The sequence below is a fragment of the Saprospira grandis DSM 2844 genome, from assembly GCF_000275825.1.
Classification (GTDB): domain Bacteria; phylum Bacteroidota; class Bacteroidia; order Chitinophagales; family Saprospiraceae; genus Saprospira; species Saprospira grandis_A.
The window spans coordinates 203,755-227,116 of sequence record NZ_JH719942.1 but is presented as its reverse complement, the minus strand read 5'-3'; the positions used below and the strand labels follow the sequence as shown (position 1 = coordinate 227,116).

General features: G+C 43.7%; 15 protein-coding genes and 1 pseudogene. 8 read left to right on the top strand and 8 right to left on the bottom strand.

The window, feature by feature from the left end; all coding sequences use genetic code 11:
* Nucleotides 1–179: 179 nt before the first annotated feature.
* The gene (locus SAPGRDRAFT_RS22780; protein ID WP_156001791.1) at nt 180–350 is read right to left on the bottom strand and encodes a transposase; all 171 of its coding nucleotides are present in this window, start codon (nt 348–350) and stop codon (nt 180–182) included.
* 88 nt (nt 351–438) lie between these two features.
* On the opposite strand from SAPGRDRAFT_RS22780, the pseudogene SAPGRDRAFT_RS01230 reads away from it, so the two are divergent.
* Nucleotides 439–1,089: pseudogene (locus SAPGRDRAFT_RS01230) on the top strand (carboxyl transferase domain-containing protein); the annotation flags it as partial.
* A 436-nt stretch (nt 1,090–1,525) separates the two neighbouring features.
* On the opposite strand, the gene SAPGRDRAFT_RS01220 reads toward SAPGRDRAFT_RS01230, so the two are convergent.
* Nucleotides 1,526–2,179, bottom strand: a complete 654-nt coding sequence (locus tag SAPGRDRAFT_RS01220) for an oxygen-insensitive NAD(P)H-dependent nitroreductase NfsB (RefSeq protein ID WP_002656526.1) — start codon at nt 2,177–2,179, stop codon at nt 1,526–1,528.
* A gap of 218 nt (nt 2,180–2,397) precedes the next feature.
* On the opposite strand from SAPGRDRAFT_RS01220, the gene SAPGRDRAFT_RS01215 reads away from it, so the two are divergent.
* On the top strand, nt 2,398–2,739 hold the full coding sequence (locus SAPGRDRAFT_RS01215; RefSeq protein WP_002656524.1) for a winged helix-turn-helix transcriptional regulator: 342 nt from the start codon (nt 2,398–2,400) through the stop codon (nt 2,737–2,739).
* Nucleotides 2,740–3,286: 547 nt separating this feature from the next.
* Here SAPGRDRAFT_RS01215 and SAPGRDRAFT_RS22775 read toward each other — a convergent pair.
* Nucleotides 3,287–3,502, bottom strand: coding sequence for a hypothetical protein (locus SAPGRDRAFT_RS22775; RefSeq protein WP_156001789.1), 216 nt, complete (start codon nt 3,500–3,502; stop codon nt 3,287–3,289).
* 363 nt (nt 3,503–3,865) lie between these two features.
* Between SAPGRDRAFT_RS22775 and SAPGRDRAFT_RS01195 the strand changes: the two genes are divergently transcribed.
* Both SAPGRDRAFT_RS01195 and SAPGRDRAFT_RS01190 read left to right on the top strand, forming a co-directional pair.
* Nucleotides 3,866–5,686 (top strand): McrB family protein, encoded by a 1,821-nt coding sequence (locus SAPGRDRAFT_RS01195; protein ID WP_002656520.1) that lies wholly within the window; start codon nt 3,866–3,868, stop codon nt 5,684–5,686.
* A gap of 11 nt (nt 5,687–5,697) precedes the next feature.
* Nucleotides 5,698–6,924 (top strand): McrC family protein, encoded by a 1,227-nt coding sequence (locus tag SAPGRDRAFT_RS01190; RefSeq protein WP_002656518.1) that lies wholly within the window; start codon nt 5,698–5,700, stop codon nt 6,922–6,924.
* Between the two features lie 180 nt (nt 6,925–7,104).
* On the opposite strand, the gene SAPGRDRAFT_RS19760 is transcribed toward SAPGRDRAFT_RS01190, so the two are convergent.
* Entirely contained in the window at nt 7,105–9,459 is a 2,355-nt protein-coding gene (locus tag SAPGRDRAFT_RS19760; RefSeq protein ID WP_253271240.1) for a protein kinase domain-containing protein, read from the bottom strand.
* A gap of 1,002 nt (nt 9,460–10,461) precedes the next feature.
* Between SAPGRDRAFT_RS19760 and SAPGRDRAFT_RS01175 the strand changes: the two genes are divergently transcribed.
* The 3 genes from SAPGRDRAFT_RS01175 to SAPGRDRAFT_RS01165 all read left to right on the top strand — a co-directional run bounded on the left by SAPGRDRAFT_RS01175 (nt 10,462) and on the right by SAPGRDRAFT_RS01165 (nt 16,728).
* The gene (locus SAPGRDRAFT_RS01175; protein ID WP_002656512.1) at nt 10,462–14,130 is read left to right on the top strand and encodes an SbcC/MukB-like Walker B domain-containing protein; all 3,669 of its coding nucleotides are present in this window, start codon (nt 10,462–10,464) and stop codon (nt 14,128–14,130) included.
* A 213-nt stretch (nt 14,131–14,343) separates the two neighbouring features.
* Nucleotides 14,344–15,234, top strand: a complete 891-nt coding sequence (locus SAPGRDRAFT_RS01170; RefSeq protein WP_002656510.1) for a hypothetical protein — start codon at nt 14,344–14,346, stop codon at nt 15,232–15,234.
* A gap of 120 nt (nt 15,235–15,354) precedes the next feature.
* Nucleotides 15,355–16,728, top strand: coding sequence for a serine hydrolase domain-containing protein (locus SAPGRDRAFT_RS01165; RefSeq protein WP_002656509.1), 1,374 nt, complete (start codon nt 15,355–15,357; stop codon nt 16,726–16,728).
* 276 nt (nt 16,729–17,004) lie between these two features.
* Here SAPGRDRAFT_RS01165 and SAPGRDRAFT_RS01160 read toward each other — a convergent pair whose 3' ends face one another.
* The 4 genes from SAPGRDRAFT_RS01160 to SAPGRDRAFT_RS01145 all read right to left on the bottom strand — a co-directional run bounded on the left by SAPGRDRAFT_RS01160 (nt 17,005) and on the right by SAPGRDRAFT_RS01145 (nt 19,451).
* Nucleotides 17,005–17,928: a LytTR family DNA-binding domain-containing protein gene (locus tag SAPGRDRAFT_RS01160; RefSeq protein WP_002656508.1), complete on the bottom strand. Its 924-nt coding sequence runs from the start codon at nt 17,926–17,928 to the stop codon at nt 17,005–17,007.
* A gap of 12 nt (nt 17,929–17,940) precedes the next feature.
* On the bottom strand, nt 17,941–18,489 hold the full coding sequence (locus SAPGRDRAFT_RS01155) for a hypothetical protein (RefSeq protein WP_002656506.1): 549 nt from the start codon (nt 18,487–18,489) through the stop codon (nt 17,941–17,943).
* Nucleotides 18,490–18,555: 66 nt separating this feature from the next.
* A complete protein-coding gene (locus tag SAPGRDRAFT_RS01150) occupies nt 18,556–18,915 on the bottom strand; it encodes a HesB/IscA family protein (protein ID WP_037349648.1) in 360 nt (119 codons plus the stop codon).
* Between the two features lie 107 nt (nt 18,916–19,022).
* Nucleotides 19,023–19,451: a DUF4296 domain-containing protein gene (locus tag SAPGRDRAFT_RS01145; RefSeq protein ID WP_002656502.1), complete on the bottom strand. Its 429-nt coding sequence runs from the start codon at nt 19,449–19,451 to the stop codon at nt 19,023–19,025.
* Between the two features lie 474 nt (nt 19,452–19,925).
* Here SAPGRDRAFT_RS01145 and SAPGRDRAFT_RS01135 point away from each other — a divergent pair, with 474 nt between their 5' ends.
* Nucleotides 19,926–23,081: an AsmA family protein gene (locus SAPGRDRAFT_RS01135; protein ID WP_002656498.1), complete on the top strand. Its 3,156-nt coding sequence runs from the start codon at nt 19,926–19,928 to the stop codon at nt 23,079–23,081.
* The last annotated feature ends 281 nt before the right edge of the window (nt 23,082–23,362 follow it).

The following is a 23,362-nucleotide window of genomic DNA, read 5'->3' as shown; positions in this document are numbered from 1 at the left end:
CTCACATTGCCGAGCTATGCTAAGTCCTTCTAATACTGCTATTTGGCTCAGTCTTAACGCTTCATCACATTCCCCTATATTTTTTAAGCCAGTCCAGCTCAAACTGCAACTTGCCTATTTGCTCATATAAACGGGCTTCTTTTTCTTCATCAGCATCCACTTTGGGGCCTCGCTTTTTTTCATAAAGACAAAAAACTATTGGCTAAAAGCTCTTTCTTCCAGGCCGATATTTGATTTGCATGTAGCTCGTATTTTGTCGCTAATTCTGCCAAGGTCAATTGATCTTTTAGCGCTTCTAAGGCTACTTTTGCCTTAAATTTAGAACTGAAATTACGACGTTTCTTTCTCATCTCTTTTGTAATTTAGTGCTTCATTATACGACTTTTTTCTTTCATTTTTCCACCTTAAACTACTGTCCTAATTTTGGGGGTAAGGGCAGTCAATAAAGAGTATGCAGAAAATATCGTGGTCGGTTTTGCTCGCCTTGGCGGCAGAAGTATTGGCGTTTTGGCCAATAACCCCATGGTGTTGGCGGGTTGCTTGGATGTAGATTGCTCGAAAAAAGGCGCTCGTTTTGTGCGTACTTGCGATGCTTTTAATATTCCCATTTTGGTTCTGGAAGATGTTCCTGGCTTTTTGCCTGGCACCGATCAAGAATGGAACGGCATCATTAGCAATGGGGCCAAATTACTTTATGCCTTCTGTGAGGCCACCGTTCCCCGCATCACGGTCATTACTCGCAAAGCCTATGGCGGAGCCTATGATGTGATGAACTCTAAACATATTGGCGCCGATTTAAATTTTGCTTGGCCTTCTGCAGAAATTGCAGTGATGGGCGCTAAAGGCGCTTCAGAAATTATTTTCCGCCGAGAAATTATGGCCGCCGATGATAGCGCCGCCAAATTGGCCGAAAAAGAAGCAGAATACGCCGAAAAATTTGCCAATCCTTATCGCGCCGCCGCTCGCGGCTTTATCGATGCCGTGATTGAACCTTCTACTAGCCGCGAACGCTTGATTAAAGCTTTCAAAATGCTAGAAAATAAGGTGGACGTTCGTCCCCGAAAAAAACATGGCAATATGCCGCTCTAAATTTAGAGCCTAATTTTCAAAGCTGTCGATTTTTATCGGCAGCTTTTTTTTTGTTCTTTTTGGGGCCTCCGCCTCGCTTCGCTCGTCGGCGCTACGGTCCGCAGCTCGCAGGTCTGCTCGGCCCTGCGCAAAAAAACAAGTTTTTTTGCTTGGTCTGCGGCTTCGCCGCACTGCTTCCCATCGCTAGGCCAAAAGGCTCGCTTCGCTCCCCTTTTTTGCACAGCCTTAGTTTTTTCTCTGGGCTTTTTTCTTCGGCCCCAACTCCCCCTTTCAAATAGCGGCTTTCAATTAGCAAAGAGCAGAAAAATCAATTTGATTTTATCGGGGAGTAAAAACTAATGCAGCTAGAATAACGGCTGGAGACTAGCACAAAAAAAGTAGCCAAGGATTAAAATCCTCAGCTACGATCAAGATATTTTTTGTTGTCGGTATTTTATTAGACCATAGTTATAATATCTTCTGATGCCAGTCTTGATTTAGGTGTTGTTGCATTGAAATCGCTTGAAGATCTGTACCCTAGAGCAATAACTGCGACAGAAGTATATCCTTTTTCGCGTAAAGAAAACTCTTCATCAAGAGCTTTTAAGTCAAATCCTTCCATAGGAAGGCTGTCAATTTCCATAGCAGCAGCTCCCAATAAAAGATTTCCCATATTCAAATAGACTTGCTTTTCCATCCAATGCTGAAAATCTTTGAAATCATAGCGGTGCAAATCTGCAAAGTATCTTCGCGCGCCATCTACCATATTTTTAATCTCTTCATTCGGGAAGCGCCCATCCTTATCTTCTTGTTCTAGCACTTTAGTCATGAACTGATCATCTGCATCCGTTCTTGAGCAAAAAAGAATTACATGTGAGGCATCCAGGACCTTCTTCTCATTAAATTGAAAAAAGCCTTGAGTTCCTTTAGCAATACGTTTTTTCCCCTCTTCATTATCCGCAATAATAAAATGCCAAGGCTGAATATTTGTGCTTGAAGGACTCATTCTCAGAAGCGCTTTAATCTTTTCAACATCTTCCTGAGCGATTTTTTTCTCAGGATCAAACTCTTTGGTTGAATATCTCCAATTTACTGCCTTAATAATATCCATTAGTCTACTTTTATTTTGTTACGCCAATTTTTAATTGACCTCAATTAGATAATTATTCTCGCTTAGTGCTCAACAAGCTAGATTTAAAAAAAACTATACTATTTTACTAGCCAATAGCAACTATAATTTTTATAGTAACAAATGTAAGTATAGTTTGCTATCTTTGCAATAACGGTCAAAAAGGATAGTATCAAATTTTTTTAAAAAAAAGAGGCAATATGTATAAAGTGAAAGGCGTAGAATACCCCTGCTGTACAAGTGTTACGATGGGAATTATTGGCGGAAAATGGAAAACGGTTATTCTTGCACATTTAACTATTGATGGGACATTGCGGTATAGCGAATTACGAAAAAAAATGAAAGGAGTAACTGAACGCACGCTTAGCCTTCAATTAAAAGCTTTGCAAGAAGCAGGAGTGATAAACCGCAAAGTATATACTTCTAAACCACCATTAAAGGTAGAATACTCCTTAACTGAGTTCGGAGAAACTCTTGTCCCGCTCATCAATGCTATCATTGATTGGGGGGAAATGGTAATTGATAATTATTCAGATGAATAGTTTTTTGGGGCCTCCGCTGCGGCTTCGCCTTGCGGCGGTTACTCCCTTTGGTCGTCGAACTGCGCCCTAAAGGGCTTGTTGTCGCTTTGGGGCTCGCAGGTCTGCTCGGCCCTTCGTTTTTTTCGCTGTGCTCAAAAAACTTGGTCTGGCCTGCGGCCACCCCGCCGCATCGCTAGGCCGCACAACCTTAGTTTTTTCTCGGGGCTTTTTTCTTCGGCCCCAAATTCCCTTTCAAATAGCGGCTTTCAATTAGCAGTTGCCTGAAAAACAACAAAATAAAAAGAGGCCCTCTTTAGAGGGTTGATAAAAAAACTTAGCCTGGGGGCTTGTCCCTAGGCGATGAATGGATTTTTTTTCTCGGCGAAAAACAATGGATCCAAAACCACCAAGAAAAAAATAGCCGCCAAACCACAACCGCAAAGAAAAATCCCCTCGAATGAGGGGATGACAATTTTTTTCTTAGCCTTGGCCCTAGGGTTTCTATGAAATTTATGGGGCAGAAATAATAGCCATCGTTTTTATCCCTGAATTTTTTTGTGGAATTATTTTACCGCCATGGGCTGAAGCCCATGGTTGTGGATCTATGCAAAGAGCGGGCTGAAGCCCTTGTTTGCTGGGAAATGGGAAACATTTTAGCTCCAAGAAAAAAAACAAAACCAAAACCGCCGAAGAAAAATAATGGCCTGAAAAAATTAGATGAGCGGCAAAGGCCAAATAAAAGCCCTGCCACTTCTATCCTTTGATTTAATTTCCAGCCATTCATCGTTATTTTTTTCAGCCATAGCTACGGCTATGCCTTTAAAAAATGCCTTGACTAGCTTAAAACTTTTATCAAAGGCTGGCCGAAGCGCAGAGCTTCTATTTGGCTGAGGGATAGATAGCAGTGGCCGAAGGCCAGACCCAGTTTTTTTGAGCGCAGCGAAAAAAAACGCAGGGCCGAGCAGACCTGCGAGCTGCGACATAGCCCGACCCAAGCGAAGCGCAGGGGCAGCCCCAAAAAAAAACAGAAAAAATATTATTTTAAAGTACGATTGTAAGAAATTGTGATAATTTTAGAGCCTATACATAAACTATGTTATAGTTACATATAAAGTTTTGTTTTTTTGCAACCCATAATAATTAAGTTATGACAGGAAGAGTTTGGAAACTAGGATGCCGTTGGGGAAAAGGACAGCCCCTTTTTTTTGAGATGTTAAAAGAGCAGAAAATTGTATTGGGTAATATTGATAATCAGCATAGAAAAGGGGATTTAGTTCTTTTAACAGATGGATATACTGTTATAGGGCTAGCAGAAGTTCTTGAGAATAGTAAGGTTGTTACTGCTAATAAGAACTTACAGAAACCCTTAGAAGATAATAAGATAGGTTATGATGATTACGCATATTATTCACCGGCTAAAATTATTGAATTAAGTGATAATAAGTTTACGTATAACGTTCAGAAAGGAATAGTAGGCGTTAATAAGTCTGATATTATTAGCAAAGCAATAGCCCTTTGGGAAGGACACACTAAAAAAAATGCTTTAGAAGAACCTCCAGAAGTATATGCTACTAAGGATTTATGTTCTCGCTTATTCCCCAACAACCAAATTCTTTTTGGCCCTCCCGGCACTGGAAAAACCTACAACAGCATCAATTATGCGCTGGCTATTTTGGCGGGAGTAGATTTGGAGGAGCTAAACGCAATAGAAAAGGACAATAACTTAGAAAAAGCCCAGCAGATTTTTTCCAATTTAAATTTAGAAGAACCTTTTAAGACTGGCCGAGAAATTTTGCGGGCGGCTTATGCGCAGTACAAAAAGTTGGGGCAAATTCAGTTCACTACTTTTCATCAAAGTATGAGCTATGAAGATTTTGTAGAGGGGATCAAGCCTGTATTGGAAGAAGAAAGCGAGGGAAGTTTATCCTATGAAATTAAGGCCGGTATTTTTAAGCAGTTGGCCCAACTTGCTGCGCAAAATTACTTGGGCGAAAATCGCCTGCATACTAAAAGTAGTTTTGATACTGTCTATGCAAATTTTTTGGCCGCTTGGGAGGCCAATCCAAATATGGCGTTTTCTTTACGTCGAGCAAATTCAGAATTTCAAATTTATGCGATCGATCAGGAACAGGGGCGGATTCATTTTGAAAAAGCTAGTGGTAGCCGAACACATTATTTGAGGCTAGCCACGCTAAAAGAAATATTTACCGGCGAGCGAGACTTTAATTTAAAAGAAGGATTGGGGATTTATTATCAATCCATTTTGAATACCTTAGAGCAATATGCTACGGATTCAAAAATAGAGGCGCCAAAAAACTACGTCCTCATTATTGATGAAATTAACCGCGGGAATATTTCAGAAATTTTGGGCGAACTCATCACTTTATTGGAAGAAGATAAACGTTTGGGCCAAAAAGAAAGCCTAGAAATTGTCTTGCCCTATAGCAAAGACGAATTTTCGGTGCCGCCCAATTTATACATTATTGGAACGATGAACACAGCCGACCGCTCGGTAGAAGCTTTGGATGCTGCTTTGCGCAGAAGATTTAGTTTTGTGGAAATGCCAGCTCGTCCAGAATTGCTCGAAAATATTTTGGTTTATGGCTATGCGATGGAAAAATTGCTATGGACCATCAACCAACGGATAGAGCGACTACTGTCTAAAGATCATTTGATTGGCCACAGTTATTTTTTGCATATAAAAAATGCGGAAGCGCCAGAAAAAGAATTGGCCTTGGTCTTTCAGCATAAAATTCTGCCGCTTTTGCAAGAGTATTTTTATGGCGACTTTGGAAAAATTGGGTTGGTTTTGGGCCAGGGATTTGTCCGTAAAGAAGAAGAAACCCAAATTTTTGCCGCTATGGATTATGAGCCCTTGATGGAAGAGGAACGTTTTCAGTTGATCCCTTGGACAGAAATAGATTTGGAAATGGCTTTGGCGCAGCTTGGGCTAGAAAAAGAAGCATAAAATAAGGCCTTATGAACAAGCAATTTACTGTTTATGAGCATGAAAAGTTGTATTTGGGCGAAAATGGCTTGACGAAAAAGCAGTTGGAGCAACTACAAGTTTTTCATGAGCGGGGCGGTCATCCTTATTTTTCTTTGGGCCATAAATATGTCAAGTTTTGCGAGCAGGTAGGTGTTTTGCAACTGGCTGATTTTAGCATTGAAATTTTGCCCAAGGCCGATAAATCAGCGGATAAAAATCACTGGCGAAAAATGTTGATTGATATTTTGCGTGCTGTGGATAGTTTGCCCATTCAAACGCCCAGTAGCAGCCAGTTGAAACTCAAACCCAATGCAATTTTATCGCTTTACTTTGATTTATACATCAAAGAGTTGCAGTATTTATTGCATAGAGGATTGATTAAGCGCTATAAAAAAGTGGAGCGAAATCAAACGGCATTAAAAGGAAAGTTAATTTTTGCCAAGCAGCTTCAAAAAAATGTTTGTCAGCAGCAGCGCTTTTACGTTCGCCATAGTCAATATAATAAGGAGCATTTGATCCATCAGATTTTGTACAAAGCTTTGATTTTATTGGGCAAAATCAATCGAGAGGCAAATTTGAAGAGTAAAATTGGCTCGCTATTGCTTGATTTTCCGCCCATGCCCGATCTTTTTATTTCGGAGGCCAGTTTTCAAAAAATTTCTTTTCATCGCAACAATGAACATTATCGGCGGGCGCTGGCCATTGCGCAGCTATTATTATTGCATTATCATCCCGATTTGCAGCGGGGGCAGCAAGAAGTTTTGGCCCTAATGTTTGATATGAATGCTCTTTGGGAGCGCTTTATTTTTAAGAGTCTAAAAAAACAATTGGGTCCTACTGATCGCATTTGGGCCGAGCCGCGAAAAAAGTTTTGGCAATTTTCGGATCAAAATTCATCTGTTTACATGAAGCCCGACATCATTTTGCAGCTCAACAACAAAAAGTATGTTTTAGACTGCAAATGGAAGCGATTGGACCAAAAAAAGCCTTCTCCGCATGATTTACGGCAACTTTATGTCTATCTAGATTATTATGAGGGCCAAAAAGCGGCTTTAATTCACCCAAATGGAGCTTCTAAAGCAGGTTTTTTTCAGCCACAAAAAAATGCGGGGGCAAAAGACTGTAGTGTTTTAGGCGTTTCTATTCCCCACGATAAAAATATAAGGGCTTGGCAGCAAGAGATCTTTAGGCAGGTGAAAAACTGGGCGGAGGAATAGTTTTTTGGGGCCTCCGCCTCGCTTCGCTCGTCGGCGGTTACTCCCTTTGGTCGTCGAACTGCGGCCTAAAGGGCTTGTTGTGGCCGCTCATCGGTCTTTTTTCTCTGGGCTTTTTTCTTCGGCCCTAAATTCCCCCTTTCAAATAGCGGCTTTCAATTAGCAGTTGCCTGAAAAACAAAGCTAATCTTTATGCTCTAATGGGAGCAAAGCTTCTTTTTCGGCCTTTAATTCATGCAGTTGCTTTAAAAAATCATTTAACGATAGTTTCTCCTCTAGTTCTATTTCTTCAAAGCCCTCACTAGCGGCGGCAAAATGTTTTTCCTTTTCTTTTTGGTAGTCATTTTCGAGCTCGGCTTCAAAATTACTTAGTTTTTTTTCGGCTACTTTATAATAGGGTTGTTTTCCTTGCAAGTAGTTAATATAGATGGCCTGCGACTGATGCAAAAGGCGAATCAGTTCGTTTTTGATCTCTCTAACTTCCTCTTTTTTTGCCTGACTGGCTAAAAGTTTCATTTTTTGACTGACTTGCGAAAAAGAGCGCATGCCCTTAAAAATAGGATGAAGATGATGGGCCGATTGCAGCAAAAAAGTTTCGCTCTCTTTTCGAGCGGCAGCTTGTGCTTGCAACAATTGTTCATAATCCCGTAAAAAATGTGTAGCTGTTTTCAGTCGTTTGTTAAACCAATCGTCAAAATAAAGCTGAGCACTTTCTTTATAGCCAACGGCAAAATCAATGAGCTGTTCTTCGGCCAAATTATAATGCTTTTGTAGGTCTAGTAATTTTTTATTGTAGTCGTTAATGAGTTGGACTGGACTGGGCAGTCCTTTGGTCGAGGCTTTTTTCAATCGCCAGCCTAAAAGGTAGCCAATGACCGCAAAAATAAAATAGGGCGCAAGAATAGTTAAAAGTTCTGAAAATAAAATGGAGCTGTCGCTGGTGAAATAAGCAAAGCTATAATCAAAGACATAAAAAACAATATATACCGCAAGGCCCAGTGCCGTAGCTTGAAGCAAAACGCCCGCATTTTCTTGCAAGGCTCCTTTATGACTTTCTTGAGAAATTAAAATTTTGGCTAGCGCAAAGCTGCTGGCGGTCCAAATACTCCAATAAATAAGATCGTAAAGATCGTTAAGACTATAAAATCCAGGCATCGAAAAAAAACTAAGGCTCCAAAGAATGAGGCCCAAAGCGCCTGCTTTTCCACTAAAAGAAAAAAAACGGTTCCAAATAGCACTTTTGTTTTTGGCCAAGGTTTCGGCAAAAACATAAATAAAAAAAGCGCTAATCAAACTGCCCATTAAATAGAGCCAGCCATCAAAAGCTAAAACAAGATGAATCAAACTGACCACCAACAAGCCAATAAAAGGGAGGTAACTAATGTAACCCAAAAGATTGAGGCAACCCGAAGGGGAGGTCAGTGTTTCCTCGCCTAAAAAACTACCCTTCTGCGAAAAGATTTTTTGATAAGTAGGGGGAAATAAATGCAGCTCTTCTAGTTCTTCTTCTGGCGGTTTAATTTCTTTGGCGGCTAATTCGAGCCGTTTTATTTTTTCTTCTCCTTTTTGGGCCTCAAAATTAAAGAGGAAGGCCCAGTCTCTAATTTCTTCAAGCAGTTGCTCGCAGAAATCTTCCGGACTCGCTCTTTTTTCTGGCTGATCTAGCCCTTCTACAAAAGTTTTAGCCAATAAATTTTGCAGCCCCTGCGGAAGCTCATGGTATTTTTCATGCGGAGGCGGCAAAAATTGCAGCCATTCTTTGGCTTTTGGATGATGCACATATAATCTGGCCTCAATTTTTTCATGCAAACTGACGCGCTTGGCATATTCTCCTTTGGCCGAGGCGGCAAAGGGATGAATTCCTAAAAATAATTTGTAGAGGATAACGGCCAAGGCAAAATTATCCCAACTATGATCAAAGCGTTTTATTTTTGGCAATTGATAATATTCGGGGGCAGAATATTCAGGAGTGGCCACGGCGGCCTTAAAAAACTGCTCGCCATCAGAAATTTGCAGCGAATCGACATCCACAATAGCAATTTGTCCATTGGGTTGGACCAAAATATTTTCGGCTTTTAGATCGACCAGCACATATTTTTTTTTCGACTGCAGTTGTCTAAGTGCATTGGCCAAATTAAAGGCAATTTTCAACCGAAGTTTTTGGTTACCTTCCCGATCAAAAGCCAAGCGCTTCCAGGCCCCATCAATTTTTTTGGGCAATTTGGGCAAGCAAAGTAATTCTAGTTTTTTTCCTTGGGCCAGCGGCATCATGACGCCAATTTGCTCCTCTTTTTCATTTTGCAAAATGGCTTGGGGCCAAATAAAACTGGGCGCAATTCCTTCTTCTCCTTGGCCCAAAGGATCTTTTATCAAGAGCTCCAATTTGGCCAATTTTTCGGCCGTCCTTTTATGCGGATGATAAATTTTTGCTACCCGATCACTATACTTTTCTGGCGATAAAATGCGAAATAAGCTGCCTTCGCCACCCGAGGCAAAAGCTTTGGGAGCCAAAGAGAGGGCTTCTTTGGTCTCGCTCAAAAAAAGAGTGATTTTTTGTTTCTGGTTATTGTTTTCTTCCATAATCTTGCAGTTGGTTCAAGATAATGAACTTTAGGAAAAAATAATTTTTCGCCTTGGCAAACTGCTTTTGATTTTTTTGGGGCCTCCGCCTCGCTTCGCTCGTCGGCGCTACGGTCCACAGCTCGCAGGTCTGCTCGGCCCTGCGCAAAAAAACAAGTTTTTTGCTTGGTCTGCGGCTGCGCCGCACTGCTCCCCATCGCTAGGCCGCTCATCGGTCTTTTTTCTCTGGGCTTTTTTCTTCGGCCTTAAATTCCCCTTTCAAATAGCGGCTTTCAATTAGTAATGGGGTAAAAAAACTGGCCGAATGGCGATGAATGGATTTTTTACCACAATTTTTCCTTCGGCGGAAAAACTAATGAATTCAAAACCACTAAGAAAAAAACAACCGCCCCCAAAAAGCGAACAAGGACTTTCTCCGTCAGTTCGCTCAAGTTAGCAACCCTGGGCTTCAGCCCAGGGCCGAACAAATAGCAGTTATTTTTTATCCCTGAATTTTTAGTGACAAAACAACAACCACCTCCAACCGCTGAAGAAAAATAATGGACTAAAAAAATTAGATGAGCGGCAAAGGCCAAATAAAAGCCCTGCCACTTCTATCCTTTGATTTAATTTCCAGCCATTCATCGTTATTTTTTTCAGCCATAGCTACGGCTATGCCTTTAAAAAATGCCTTGACTAGCTTAAAATTTTTATCAAAGGCTGGCCGAAGCGCAGAGCTTCTATTTGGCTGAGGGATAGATAGCAGTGGCCGAAGGCCAGACCCAGTTTTTTTGAGCGCAGCGAAAAAAAACGCAGGGCCGAGCAGACCTGCGAGCTGCGACATAGCCCGACCCAAGCGAAGCGCAGGGGCAGCCCCAAAAAAACTTCAAAAAAACAAAGCTTTTTAATACCGCTACAGTTTTTCTCCACAAGCGAAAGTCCGTAACTTGGAACATTCTATTTTATTTAGCCAAGTTGTACATGAAGATCCGAAAACTCTATATCCAAAATATTAACTCTTTACAAGCCGAAGAGCCCATTTGCATTGATTTTGAAGCGGCGCCCTTAAAAGAGCACAGTCTTTTTTTAATTGCTGGACCAACAGGCTCTGGAAAAACAACTTTATTAGATGCCATGACTTTGGCGCTTTATGGAAAAGCGGCCCGTTTTAGTGGTACGCAAGGAAGCGACCACGGAAAAGAAAGCAATATGATTTCTAAAGGGCAAAAAAATGCTTTTTCGGCCTTAGAGTTTTCGGTCAAGGGCCAAGTTTATAGAGCGGAGTGGATGCTGCGCATCAATAGAAATGGAAAAGTAGAGCGGCCCAAGCAACGATTAGTGCAAGTAATTACGGAAAAAGAGCAGCCCATTTTAGCCACCAAAAAAAGAGATTTCCATAAAAAAATAGAAGAACTTTTGGATGGATTGGGTTTTGATGGCTTTTGTCGCTCGGTGCTTTTGGCCCAGGGCGATTTTATTGCCTTTTTGCGCGATAAAGAAAATCGCTCAGATATTTTGGCCCGCATTACCTCTGCAGAGCAGTATAGCGAAATTTCTAAAGCCGCATTTCAAAAGGCAAAAGAGGAAAAAGAAAAGCTAGAAGAATTAGAAAAGCAATTGCAGGCCGTTGATTTATTGTCGGCAGAAGAATTATTGGCCCTAGAAACGGCTTTGGTCCAAAAAAAGGCCGAAGAAGAAGAGCGGCAGCAAAAAGTAAAGGAACTAGAGGGACAAATTAAATTGGCCGAGCAAAAAAAAGAATGCGAAACCGCCTTGGTCGAATTGCAGCAACAAAAAGCAGCTTGGGCCAAAAATTGGGCAGCCCAAGAGCCAGAACATTTTTTATTGGCCCAACACCAAAAGGCCGAAAAAGCTGGGGGCGAATTGAAGCGCTTAAGCCAATTGGAGACAGAGATTAAGGCGCTTTTGGTCCAACAAACAAAAGATGAACAGCAATTGGCCAGAAAAGAAAAAGCTTGGGCCAAAGAAGCCATTGTTTTAAAAGAACTGGCCCAAAAACTAGCCGAAGAAGAAGCCCAAGAAAATGATTTGCAGGCGCAATGGCAGGCTTGTGAACGTTTGGATCAGGAAATTAAATTTGCGCAAAAAAAATTGGCCGAAACAGAAGCAGCCCTAGAAAAAATATTGGTCCAAGAAAAAAAACAAGCCGCCGAACAGGCCCAATTGGCCAAGCAAAAAGAAAAAAGCGAGCAAAAAGCCGCCACTATAGCCTTGGCCCAAAAAGAACAGGCCGCCTTGGCCGATAGTCCAGAAATTATTGAACAATTGCAGGCCTTGGCCCAAGAAGTTGAGCAATTGCATAAGGCCGGAAATGCCCAGCGAGCCGAAGAAAAAAAACAAAAAAAGGCCAAAAAAGACTTAGAGCAACAACTAGAGCAGCTTAAAAATAAATTAGCCGAAGAAGCTAAGGAAGAGCAAGCCCTTTCAGAAGCATTGGCCAAAGAAGAACTAAGTTTAGCGGAGCTGCTTCCCAAAAAGACGCTTTTGGAAAAAGATTTGGCTCAGGCCCAAGAAATTGAGAGGCCTTGGCAAGAACATATCAATTTGCGCAAGGGGATTCAGCAAGCGGAAGAGCAACTGGCCAAAACTTTGGCCGAGAAAACAAAAAATGAAGAAGAATGGCAGCCCCTGCAAGAAAATGAGGCCAGAAACAAAGAGCGTTTGACCGATCTGCAAAAACATATTGCTTCTCAAGAACGCCTTTGTGAATTGCTCAAGCAACAAATGGGGGCGGCCCAATATCGCCAATATTTAGAAGAGGGAAAAGCCTGTGCCCTTTGTGGATCTACTGAACATCCGCATGCGCATGAAGCCTTTGACCAAGAAGGTAAGCAAAAAGAATTGCAGGAAGAACAGCAGCGTTTGGCCGATTTACAAGCAAAACAGCAAGAAATTCAATCGGCGCAGAGCAAATTGGAACAAAAAAGTTCTGTTTTGGCCGATCGTTTAAAGCGATTGGCGCAGGAAAAAGAAAGCCTAAATCAATCGGTAGAGCAATTGTGGGCCAAACTAGATGCCCTGCCTCAATTGAATTGGTCTGAAAAAGAGTTGAAAACCTTAGAACTAGCAGAATTGCAGGCGCTTTATCAACTTTTTGGGGAGGAACAAGCGCAAAAAACAAAGCAACTCAAATTATTAGTAGAGATTCAGCATAAGTGGGCTATTTTGGCCGAAAAAAAGAAGGCCACAAAAAATAATTATGCAGAAAAAGAGCAGCAAAAAGAAAAAATGCTCGAAAGCTTGGCGCAATTGGAGGCAGAACTGGCAGAAAAACTAGAGCAGGACCAAAAAATATTGCAACAGGCGCAATTGGTTTTGGCCCAATTGGGCAGAGAATTGTCGAGCTCTAAACAGCTCAAGCAAGAAATTGCTGTTTTAAAAAGCGACTACAAAAATTATCAGGCCTTATTGGAGCAAGCGCAAAAGTTGCAACAAGAACTGGCCATTATGGCGGTGAATTGGGAAAAAGCGACTAAAGATTTGCAGCGTTGCCAAAAAGAGGGGGAGGAACAAAAAGAAAAGCAATTGGCTGAAAAAGCGGCCTTATTGCAGCTGGAAAAGCAGCGAAAAGAGCAGTTTGGCGATTTGCAGGTAGAAAAAGCCCGCAAAAAATTTGTCGAGCAATTGGCTCAATTGAGAAAAGCCGAGAAAAAAGCACAAACTTTATTGGCCCAGCTACAAAGTGAAAAAGAGGCTTTAAAGGGAGGTTTGCGTCAGTTGGGGCAGCAATTGCAGGGCAATAAAAAAGAGGAAGCCGAATTGCGTTTAAAATTAGCAGACTTGGCCAGTCAGTTAGGTTTTGAAAACCTAGAAAAATTAGCAGAGGCGCTTTTGCCTGCTAAAAAAGCGGCCACTATTGCCGAGGCCAAGGAAAAAGCGGCCCAAGAAAAATTGCGTTTGGATGATCGAGCGGAGCAGTTGCAGCTACAGGCAAAAAATATAGCCGAAAATTGGCCCAATTTGGCCCCCTTAGCCGATTATTTGGCCGAAAAAGAGCGGCTGCAAAAAATAACAAAGGAAGAACAAGCCGAAATTGGGCGTACTTTAGAGCGATTGGACCGACAAAAAGAGCAGGAGAAAAAAGTGAAGCGCATACAGTTGGCCCATAAAAAACAAGAAAAAGAAACCGACCGCTGGATTTTACTCAAAAATGAAATTGGTAGCGCCGATGGGAAAAAGTTTAGAGATATTGCCAATGCTATCTCTTTGGAGCGACTCCTCTATTATGCCAACCAACATTTGAGAAGTTTTGCGCAAAATCGCTACGAACTGGAAAAAGAAAGCTACGACAGCTTAAATATTAACGTCATTGATGCTTTTCAGGCCGGATCCAAGCGGCCACTCTCTACACTTTCTGGCGGAGAAACTTTTTTGTGCAGCTTGGCCTTGGCTTTGGCCCTCTCTAATTTATCATCTAAACAACAAATGCAATCTTTATTTATAGATGAAGGTTTTGCCACCTTAGACCAAGAAACATTGGGCGATGCGCTCTTATTATTGGAGCGTTTGGAGCATGAAGGCAAACGCATCGGCTTAATTTCTCACTTAGAATTGCTCAAGGAAAGAATTCCCTGCCAAATTCAATTGCAGAAAAAAGGAGAAGGCCGCAGCGAATTGCAAATTGTTTAAGAACTTCTTTTACCTTTGCGCCTTATACAGCAGAAGGCGAGCGAAGCGAGCCTTGGCCTAGCGATGTGTAGGGGGGGCCGTAGGCCAGACCAAAGTTTTTGAGCGAAGCGAAAAAACTGCAGGGCCGAGCGAACAGCGAGCCCCGAAACGTAGCGCCGCAGCGAAGCTGCGGAGGCCCCCAAAAAAAATCATCATCATCTTTAATATTAGAAAATGAGCAGCGAAAAAAAGAATCCCAATTATTTGGTGCAGGAATTTAGTTCAATTGACTTGATGCCCAAGAACCCAAAGCAAACCGTCCAGAAATTGCAGGTGAAAACGCGTATGCAACGAGCGGAGCAAGAAATTGAATTTTTGAGCGAAGAAGTGCTCTATGATGAAGCAGGCCGCAGCAAAGTCGTGCGCCATTTTGGTCCAGATAATGAACTGATGGAAGAATATCAGCATAATTATCCCGCAGCCAACCAACATGAGGTGCTCAATGTGCAGGATGGCGAAGAAGCTGGCCATTGGTTGATTACTTATAATGAAGCAGGCCAAATTGTGCAGTCTGTTTTTTCTGACCTGCAAGAAGGCGGCAAAGATACCGATAGCTATTTTTATAATGAGACCGGCCAATTGGTTAAAGTGGTGCAAGAGGTTTTTCCCTCTGATGAGCCCACCAGCTATGTGCTTTTGGATTGGGAAGGCGAGCGCTTAATTAAAATTACCGAGCTTTTTGGCGATGAACTGGAAGGCGAACACCGTTTTGAGTATGCCGAAGGTAGCAACTTGCCCAAAAAAGTAGCGCATTATGTGATGTTGGAAGAAGAAGGGGAGGCGCCCGACCTACAAATGGCAGATGTGCAGCAGCCCAAGTACAATGAAAAAGGCCAACTCATTTATAATGAAGTAGAATATTTATTGACCGATAGCAAAATTGAGCTGATCCAGGAATATAATGCGGAAGAAGTTGCTGTTCGCTTCATGCAAAAAGAATATGTAGAAGGCGAACTGTTTTCTGATTTGCTAAGAATTGAAGACGGAAAAGACCAAGTGGTTTCTGAAATTACGAAAATTCCAGCCGAAAATTTGACTGTAGAACAAATTTACGACTACATTTAAGTCGAATTTTTCTAGCTAAGCAAAAAAGCCAACTCTCAGAAAGAGTTGGCTTTTTTTATTTTATTTTTCTTGGGCCAAAAAAATAAGCTAGCTTCATAGGGTACAAAAAACGAATAGATTATGCAAAAACTCAGTTTATTACTCTTGTTCATGGGCTTGTCGGGCTCAATTTGGGCGCAAGCAGAAGAGATTTTAGAGGCAGAAATGCAGAGACGGCAGCAAGAAAAAATAAATCCGGCCATTTCTGTCGCTTTAATATATCCTGAGGGGCCAGTTGCTTATCGGAACTTTGGGGGGGCTGAAATTACAGAAAAAAGCCAGTACGAAATTGGCTCGCTGAGCAAAACTTTTACAGCAGAATTGGCCTTGCATCTATTGGGCAAAAAACTTCGGCAGCCTTTATCCGAGCTGCTCCCGAAGGTAGATAATCCCTATTTAGAAGAAATTCGGCCCTTAGATTTACTGCAGCATCAGGCGGGTTTGCCGCGCTTGGCAGATGACTTTTCGCCAGCCAATTGGGCCAACCCCTATCAAGATTATAGCGAAGAAAAAATGTGGCAGGAATTGACGCATTGGGAGCCCTATGAAATGGGGCAATGGGCCTATTCTAACTGGAGTTATATGATCTTGGGCCAAATTGTGGCGCAGCAAACAGGCCAAACTTATGAGCAGCTCCTGCAGTCGGTTTTCAAAAAAGCCAAGATGAACAATACGCATTTTGGCCCCACAGCAGCCGCCGTAGCGCCTCGAAATTTGGGCCTGCCGAGCGCAAATTGGGCCTTCTCTGGCCCTAGTCGCTATGCCGGTGGACTTTGGAGTTCGACCGAAGATTTAGCCGCTTTTTTGAACTACCAAATTGAACATAATATTTTATTTCAACCCGGTTGGGTAGAGGATGCCATTCCCACGGGCCTCGATGATTTGGGCCAAGGAAAACTTTATTACAAGGGCGGTTGGTTCATTTATCGACCCGATAGAGAGACCGAAATCCTCATGCATACGGGCCTGACGGGCAGTTACTCGAGCATTATGGCCTACAATAAAACCAATGGCAAGGGCGTGCTGCTCTTGAGCAATTCCCTACAATTGGCCGACGATATTGCGCTGGCCTACATTTATCCAAAAATGGAATTGGAGAAGCCGCAGCGCAATTTAGCCTATGATTTGGCCGAAAAAATTGAAGCAGGCGATTTTAAAAAGCTCGAAAAATGGTACTGGAAAAACAAAAAGGACGATAGCCAAGAGGATTTGCTCGATATCTATTGGTTGGAGCGCTACCATTTTGGCCAAAAAAATTATGCGGCTAGTGGCCCGCTCAGCAATATTATGTACAAAATTTTGCCCGAAGATTGGGAGGCTTGCCTCATTCAAGCCGAAAACTTAGCGGCTCAGGGAAAATGCAAGGCAGCCAAAAAAATCTATAAAAAAGCCATGAATATGGCGCCAGAACGCCAAGAAATGATAAGCAAAAAAATGAATGCTTGTAAAGATTAGGGCTGTTTTGGGGCGTTACTCCCGTTGGTCGTCGAACTGCGGCTTGCAGCCTTGTTGTCGCCTCGCTTCGCTCGTCGGCGGTTACTTCCTTCGGTCGTCGAACTGCGGCCTGAAGGCCTTGTTGTCGTTGCGGGGCTCGCTGTTACTTGCTTCGCTGCGTCGGCTCCCGTTGGTCGGGTCGCTCGGCCCTGCGGCGGCTTTGCCGCCTGGGTCTGGCCTTCGGCCACCCCTGCACATCGCTAGGCCGGCGGGCCTTCGGCCCTTTAATTGCCAGCGCTAATCCATCTCAAAATAAGCTTGTACTGCTTTTCTGTAAGTTTTAGAAACAGGAATAGTTTGGGGCAACTGCGGCAAAGAAAGCAAAATATGCCGCGCATTACTTTCGCTGGCCGTCACTCGAGCCAAATTGGCCCAATAAAAACGATGCACCCGATGCAAAATAGTTTGTTGGGCCAAGGCCTCTTGGGTTTCTTTTAGCCGCATTTGTACCTTAATATAAGCCAGCTGCCCCGCTTCGGCCCAATAAATCTCCAGTTCTCCCTTTTGGCTATAAAGCGCCAAAATATCTTCTAAAAAAATGCCCTTGGCCCCCCCCTGATGATAAACCAACAGCTTGGGCCCCTCTCGTTTTTGGGGAGCGGGCAAACCCAAAGGCCTTTGGGCCGCTTGCAAGCGCAGCAGCTCGGGACCAGGCCCTAAAGCCAAACTGCCCCGCTCCTCAATTTTTTCGTCAATCTGCTTGGACCATGCCATATTTAAGGCCGCATACTTCTGATTGCGCCAAACGACCATCAAACTAATAGGAGGGAGACCCCAAGCCAATTGTAAAAACTGCTGCCAAAAAAAACCAGACCACTGAAACTGCATCCAGCCCAAATAAACCAGCATCAGAGAATTGACAAGCCCCACCACAAAAAATACCCAGCTACTAAACAACAAATCTCGGCCAATCGTCCAACGATCCGGACTAAACCAATTGCCCAATAAATAAGGCAAAATGCTGAGCTGCCCACTAAAAACCAAAATAGCCGTAAGTCCACAAATAACCGCATCCGCCCACTCCCGATAAGCCGAAACCGGACTGTCGGGCATTTGGCTATGCACCACAAGGGTCACCACTAGCCCCAAAAAAAGGCTAAACCCAAGCTGATAAGAAAGTGATTCGCGCAAAGCCGAGGGCTGCCGAAATAAGGGAAACATAAACAGAAAAACTTAATGGGCCAGAAAATGAAGATGAAGGCGATATTGAGCCGAATCAAAAGCAACTACTTTTTGGTCCTTATGCAACTGATAGCCCTTTTGAGGCCAATACCTTAGCTCGCTTTGGCCAGCATATACCGTATTGTTTTGGCTTAGACTTAACCGCAAGCTTTGCAACTCCTTTTTTGGACCATACTCAAGGACTAAACGCTCTAAATTACGCTTTTCTATCAAACTTTGATAGCGAATCTCATAGCCATTTTCTAAAGCAACACTATCTCTTTGGTAATCTTCTCGCACCGCTGGCTCATGCAGCTGCTCCCGACCAAAAATGGCCAGCTCTTTTTCCCAATCTAGGGTTTCTCCAGATATACTATCTACTTCGCCCTTTGCCCAAATCACTTTTTGGTAAGCTGGCGCTTCTTCTTTCAAGCGTTGGGCTTCTGCCTTAAAATAAGCAGGTAGGTCAAAATATTCTGCTCCTTTTTGGACCTCTGTGTTTTCTGTTTGACAAGCAAGAAGGCCCAAGGCCAAAAAAAAGAATATAGCTGTTTTTCTCATAACTAAATTGCATAAAAAAAGGCCCAACGCTTCGCGCTAGACCCTCTACATCTTTAATATTTTACATTAAGCCGAAAAAGAAGTGCCACAACCACAGGTTTCTTCCGCATTGGGGTTGTTAAAGGTAAATCCTCGGTTGCCAAGGCCATCCTGAAAATCAACCTCAATGCCAAGGAGGTAAATTGCATGGGCCCGGTCCATAAATACCGTAATGCCGTTAATCACAAATTCATCATCATCGGCGCCTTTTTCATCAAAGCCCAAAATATAAGAGAATCCAGCACAACCGCCACCCTTCACGCCCACGCGCAAACCATGGCCCTCGGCAATGTTCTCCTTTTCCTTAATTCTAAGGAGCTGTTTTACGGCCCCATCCGTCAATATAATTGGGTTTTCCATCTGAGGGGTATTTTTTTCTGTAGACATATAATTTAATATCATTTATAGCCAACAAAGCTAAGGCTTTTTTCTGAATTTGTCTGTTTATTTAGACAATATCTTAACAGCCTGGCTCCAAAAGAGTTTAATAGACCTTAGTTTTCTTTTTTGCTGCTGTCTCGAACCACTTCTACTTGTTCTAAGGCCTCTGCCGCCGAGCGTTTTTTGCCTTTCTTACTCCGCTCACTATGTTTCAACTCATGCTCCAATAGGGCCTCTACTACTTTTTCATAGAGCTGTTGCAAGGCCTCGGGGTTGCCCATATAAGCCTGCATACTCTGCTGAAAATCAGTAGGCTCTATCTGATGAATCTGAAAGAGGGTGGCATATTGCTCCGCCGCTAAACTATCTTTGGCCAAAACAGTCAAACTATTATATTCCGCTACCTTGGCCTCGGCCAAATGAAGGTCTACCAAAAATGGAATGATTTCTTGCTCTCCCAAAATGGGCGCCTCGGTCTCTAATGGCCGATAACAAGCCAACAAAAGAAACAAACAACTACTATAGATAATGACTTTCAACATCTTATTTTTTTGTTTTGGGGCCCGCGGCCAGCAAAGCTGGCCGCCGCTATGCTACGCCGCTCGCAGGTCTGCTCGGCCCTGCGCGGGCTTCGCCCGCTGGGTCTGGCCCTGCGGGCCACGGCTGCGCAGCGCTGGGCCAAACTGAGCCTGGGCAAAGTACATAAAAAAATGGCAGGCAGACAAGCTTTTGGGCTCAAATGAAACCCTAAGGCCCGCATTTTTTGGTCCAAATAAGGCGGCGCAGCCGCCGCCGAGGAGCAAAGCGACGACCGGCTGAGGGATGGATAGCAGGGCCGCCATAGGCGGCAGACCCAAGGCTTTTGAAGCAAAGCGAAAAAGCCTGCAGGGCCGAGCAAACCTGCGAGCTGCGACAGAGCCCGACCCGAGCGCAGCGAAGGGGCAGCCCCAAAAAAAAATGACCTTAAAGCCCCTGCTTTAGATCCTAATTTTTACCTTTAAAAAAAAACTTACTGTATGAAAAAATGGATAAAGTACTCCCTCATCGGATTGTTTAGCTTTCTCATCCTCTTTGTGCTGGCCGCTATTACGCTGCCCATGATTTTTAAAGAGGATATCGAAAAATTGGTTAAGGAAGCAGCCAATGAACAACTGAATGCCACCCTAGATTTTGAAGGGACCGAGCTTTCCCTCCTCTGGACCTTTCCCAATTTTGCCTTTGATCTTAAGGGCCTCAAAGTGACGGGCCAAGAGGAATTTGATGGCCTCAAACTAGCCGATGTTAAACGCATTAGCCTGCGCCTCAACCTCTTCCAAGTGATTTCGGGCAATTATGCCGTAAATTCATTGGTTTTTGAAGAACCCAAGTTCTATGTGAAGGTCCTCAAAAACGGAAAGGCCAATTATGATATCATGAAAACGGATAGCAGCGCCACCGTCGAAGAAGAAACGAGCAGTAGCGAAAGTAGCGATTTTCAGTTTGCCCTCCGCTCTTACCAAATTATTGAGGGCGAAATGACTTATGATGATGCCCCTAATGCCGCATTTTTGCAAATCAAAGGCCTTAACCATAAGGGTTCTGGCGATATGAGCCTAGAGCAATTTGATTTTTATACCAGCACCCAAATGCAGTCGCTCCAACTCAATTATGATGGAGTGAGCTACCTCAATAAAGCAGTAGTCGATGCCGAAATCAATATTGGCGTGGGCATGAAGGAAGGCGAAATGAGCTTTAAACTACTCGATAACGCCCTTCAGCTTAATGCCCTAAAATTGGGCGCAGAAGGGACCGTACTCATGAAAGGCGACGATATTATTTTTGAGGAGCTTAAGTTTTCTGCCCCCAATAACAATTTTGCAAGCCTGCTCTCTATGCTGCCCGCCGCCTATATCGAGGGCTTTGAAAGCGTAAAAACTTCTGGCGATTTTAGTCTGAACGGAGCAGTAAACGGCACCTTCAACGAGAAGAGCTATCCCGCCTTTAATATGGCCCTAAAAGCCGCTAATGGCACCTTTCAATATCCCGATTTGCCCATGGGCGTGAGCGATATTGGGGTAGACCTCAAAGTTAATAGCCCTTCTTCAGATTTGGATAAATTGACTGTAGACTTGAAGCAATTTGCCTTCAAATTGGGCCAAAACCCCTTTTCCGCCTCGCTTTTCCTCAAAACGCCTATGAGCGATCCCGATATTAAGAGCGCAGTAGAAGGAAAAATCAATCTGGCCGAACTCTCCAAGGCTTTTCCTATGGAAGGGAGCAGCATGGCCGGCCTCATCGAGGCCCAACTCCAAGCCAATACCCGCATGTCTTATGTGACCGAACAAAAATATGAGAAGGTCGATATGCAAGGAAAATTAGGCATCGAAAATATGATCTACCTCATGGAAGGGATGCCCGATATCCGCATCAAAAAGATGCTGATGCTTTTTAGCCCCAATGATGTGGACCTGCAAGCCTTTGACCTTACTATGGGCAAAAGCGATATTCAGGCCCAAGGAAAATTAGACAACCTACTCACTTATTTTTCTGGCGATAAAATTATGACCGGAAAGCTCAAAGTGACTTCTCGTCTACTCGACCTCAACGAGCTGATGGGCGATACCACCACTACCTCCGAGGAGGAAATGGCCGCTACCAATATGACCGATACCACTAGCAGCATCAATGAAGATGAACTCTTTGACCGCTGGGACTTTGCCGCAGATTTTAGCTGCGATAAAATGGTCTATGATGTCTATGAAATGAAAAATATGAAGGCCGTGGGCAAATTCTCGCCCAGCCGAGCAAAAATGAGCAATTTTGAGCTGCTTATCAATAAAGTAGATATCAAAGCCGATGGCCAACTTGATAATGTTTTTGGCTATCTCTTTAAAAATGAGTTGCTCAAAGGGGAACTAAATCTCTACTCTAATTATATGAACGTCAATCAGTTTATGACCGAAGATGGCAGCGCCACAGAACCCGAAGCAGCTCCCGCTCCAGCCGATCCCAGTACCGCAGAAACAGCCTTCGAACCCATTTTGGTCCCCGCCAATATTGACTTTCATATGAAGGCTCGCTTCAAAAAGTTTATCTATGATGTCTACCAATTGGATAATGTGGCGGGCGACCTCCGCGTCTATGAAGAGAAGGTAGAAATGACCAATTTGAGCTGTAATGCCTTTGGCGGAAGCATTATCCTAAACGGAGAATACAATAGCCAAGACCCCAAAGCGCCTAAGTTCGATTTTGCCTATGATGTGGCCCAACTCGATTTTGCCAAAATTGCCGAAGGAGTGCCCCTAGTCGCCACTTTTGCACCGATAATGAAGGGCATGTTGGGTAAGTTTAACTCTAAATTTAGCCTCAACGGAATTTTAGAGCCCAATTTGTATCCCGATATGGCCAGCCTCAACTCCGAAGGTTTGCTAGAAACCTTTGATGCGGTCCTTAAAGGCAGTACGCCCCTTAAGGGCCTGAGCCAGAAAATGGGCATCAAGGCTTTGGAGAATATCGAGATCCAAAATACTCGCAACTTCTTTAAAATTAAGGATGGAAAACTGACGGTAGAGCCTTTTGCCTTTACCCAAAAGGGAATTGATATGACCTTTGGCGGGGCCCATGGTTTGGACCAAACGATGGACTACGACCTCAAGATGCGGGTCCCTAAAGCCATGATCGATAATTCGGTAATTGGTGGGGCCACCCAAGCCGCTGGCAATCTTCTCGCTAGTCAGGCTAGTAAGCTGGGCATCAAGGTAGAAGAGGCTGCATTTATCAACTTTGCTGTAGATATTACGGGCAATTTGAGCAACCCCAAATTTAGTCCTAAGGTCCTGGGAGCCGAGGGTAAATCTGGCGAATCTATGGGCGACCAAGTTAAAGATAACCTTAAAGAAGAGGCCGAAAAGCTCAAGGCCGAGGCCGAAGAAAAAGTAAAAGCCGAGGCCGAACGCCTAAAAGCCGAGGTCGAAGAACGCGCCCGCAAAGAGGCCGAGCGCCTAGCCGAGGAAGCCAAGGAACGGGCCCGTAAAGAGGCCGAGCGCTTGGCCGCTCAGGCGGCTTCTTCCGAAGAGGCCAAACGCATCCGAGATAGCATTGAGACGGCGGCCAAAGAAGCAGCCGACAAGATTCTTCAGGATAAATTGAATAACCCCTTTGGCAATAAAAATCCATTTAAGCGGAACAAATAAGGGGAGGAGGATTTGGGGCTGCCCCAGCCTGCGGCTGGGTCGGGCTATGCGCTGGCTCGCTGTTCGCTCGGCCCTGCAGCCCTGCGGGCTTTGGTCTGGCCTTCGGCCACCAGCTACTATCCCTCAGCCAAAAAAGGCATCGCTTCGCGATAGCCGAAGAGGGCAGGGGCTGGCCCCTGCCCAATAGGCGGCTGCGCCGCCCAGCCCAAGGCCTTAAAATATTGGGCCTTTCCTAGAATAAAGTGTAAATTGGGGCGGCCATGGGCCGCCCTTTTTTTTGC

Excerpts from the sequence above, each read along its gene's own strand:
- SAPGRDRAFT_RS22780 (WP_156001791.1), bottom strand. The coding sequence starts at position 350 with ATGAGAAAGAAACGTCGTAATTTCAGTTCTAAATTTAAGGCAAAAGTA.
- SAPGRDRAFT_RS01220 (WP_002656526.1), bottom strand. The coding sequence starts at position 2,179 with ATGGATATTATTAAGGCAGTAAATTGGAGATATTCAACCAAAGAGTTT.
- SAPGRDRAFT_RS01215 (WP_002656524.1), top strand. The coding sequence starts at position 2,398 with ATGTATAAAGTGAAAGGCGTAGAATACCCCTGCTGTACAAGTGTTACG.
- SAPGRDRAFT_RS22775 (WP_156001789.1), bottom strand. The coding sequence starts at position 3,502 with ATGAATGGCTGGAAATTAAATCAAAGGATAGAAGTGGCAGGGCTTTTA.
- SAPGRDRAFT_RS01195 (WP_002656520.1), top strand. The coding sequence starts at position 3,866 with ATGACAGGAAGAGTTTGGAAACTAGGATGCCGTTGGGGAAAAGGACAG.
- SAPGRDRAFT_RS01190 (WP_002656518.1), top strand. The coding sequence starts at position 5,698 with ATGAACAAGCAATTTACTGTTTATGAGCATGAAAAGTTGTATTTGGGC.
- SAPGRDRAFT_RS01175 (WP_002656512.1), top strand. The coding sequence starts at position 10,462 with ATGAAGATCCGAAAACTCTATATCCAAAATATTAACTCTTTACAAGCC.
- SAPGRDRAFT_RS01170 (WP_002656510.1), top strand. The coding sequence starts at position 14,344 with ATGAGCAGCGAAAAAAAGAATCCCAATTATTTGGTGCAGGAATTTAGT.
- SAPGRDRAFT_RS01165 (WP_002656509.1), top strand. The coding sequence starts at position 15,355 with ATGCAAAAACTCAGTTTATTACTCTTGTTCATGGGCTTGTCGGGCTCA.
- SAPGRDRAFT_RS01160 (WP_002656508.1), bottom strand. The coding sequence starts at position 17,928 with ATGTTTCCCTTATTTCGGCAGCCCTCGGCTTTGCGCGAATCACTTTCT.
- SAPGRDRAFT_RS01155 (WP_002656506.1), bottom strand. The coding sequence starts at position 18,489 with ATGAGAAAAACAGCTATATTCTTTTTTTTGGCCTTGGGCCTTCTTGCT.
- SAPGRDRAFT_RS01150 (WP_037349648.1), bottom strand. The coding sequence starts at position 18,915 with ATGTCTACAGAAAAAAATACCCCTCAGATGGAAAACCCAATTATATTG.
- SAPGRDRAFT_RS01145 (WP_002656502.1), bottom strand. The coding sequence starts at position 19,451 with ATGTTGAAAGTCATTATCTATAGTAGTTGTTTGTTTCTTTTGTTGGCT.
- SAPGRDRAFT_RS01135 (WP_002656498.1), top strand. The coding sequence starts at position 19,926 with ATGAAAAAATGGATAAAGTACTCCCTCATCGGATTGTTTAGCTTTCTC.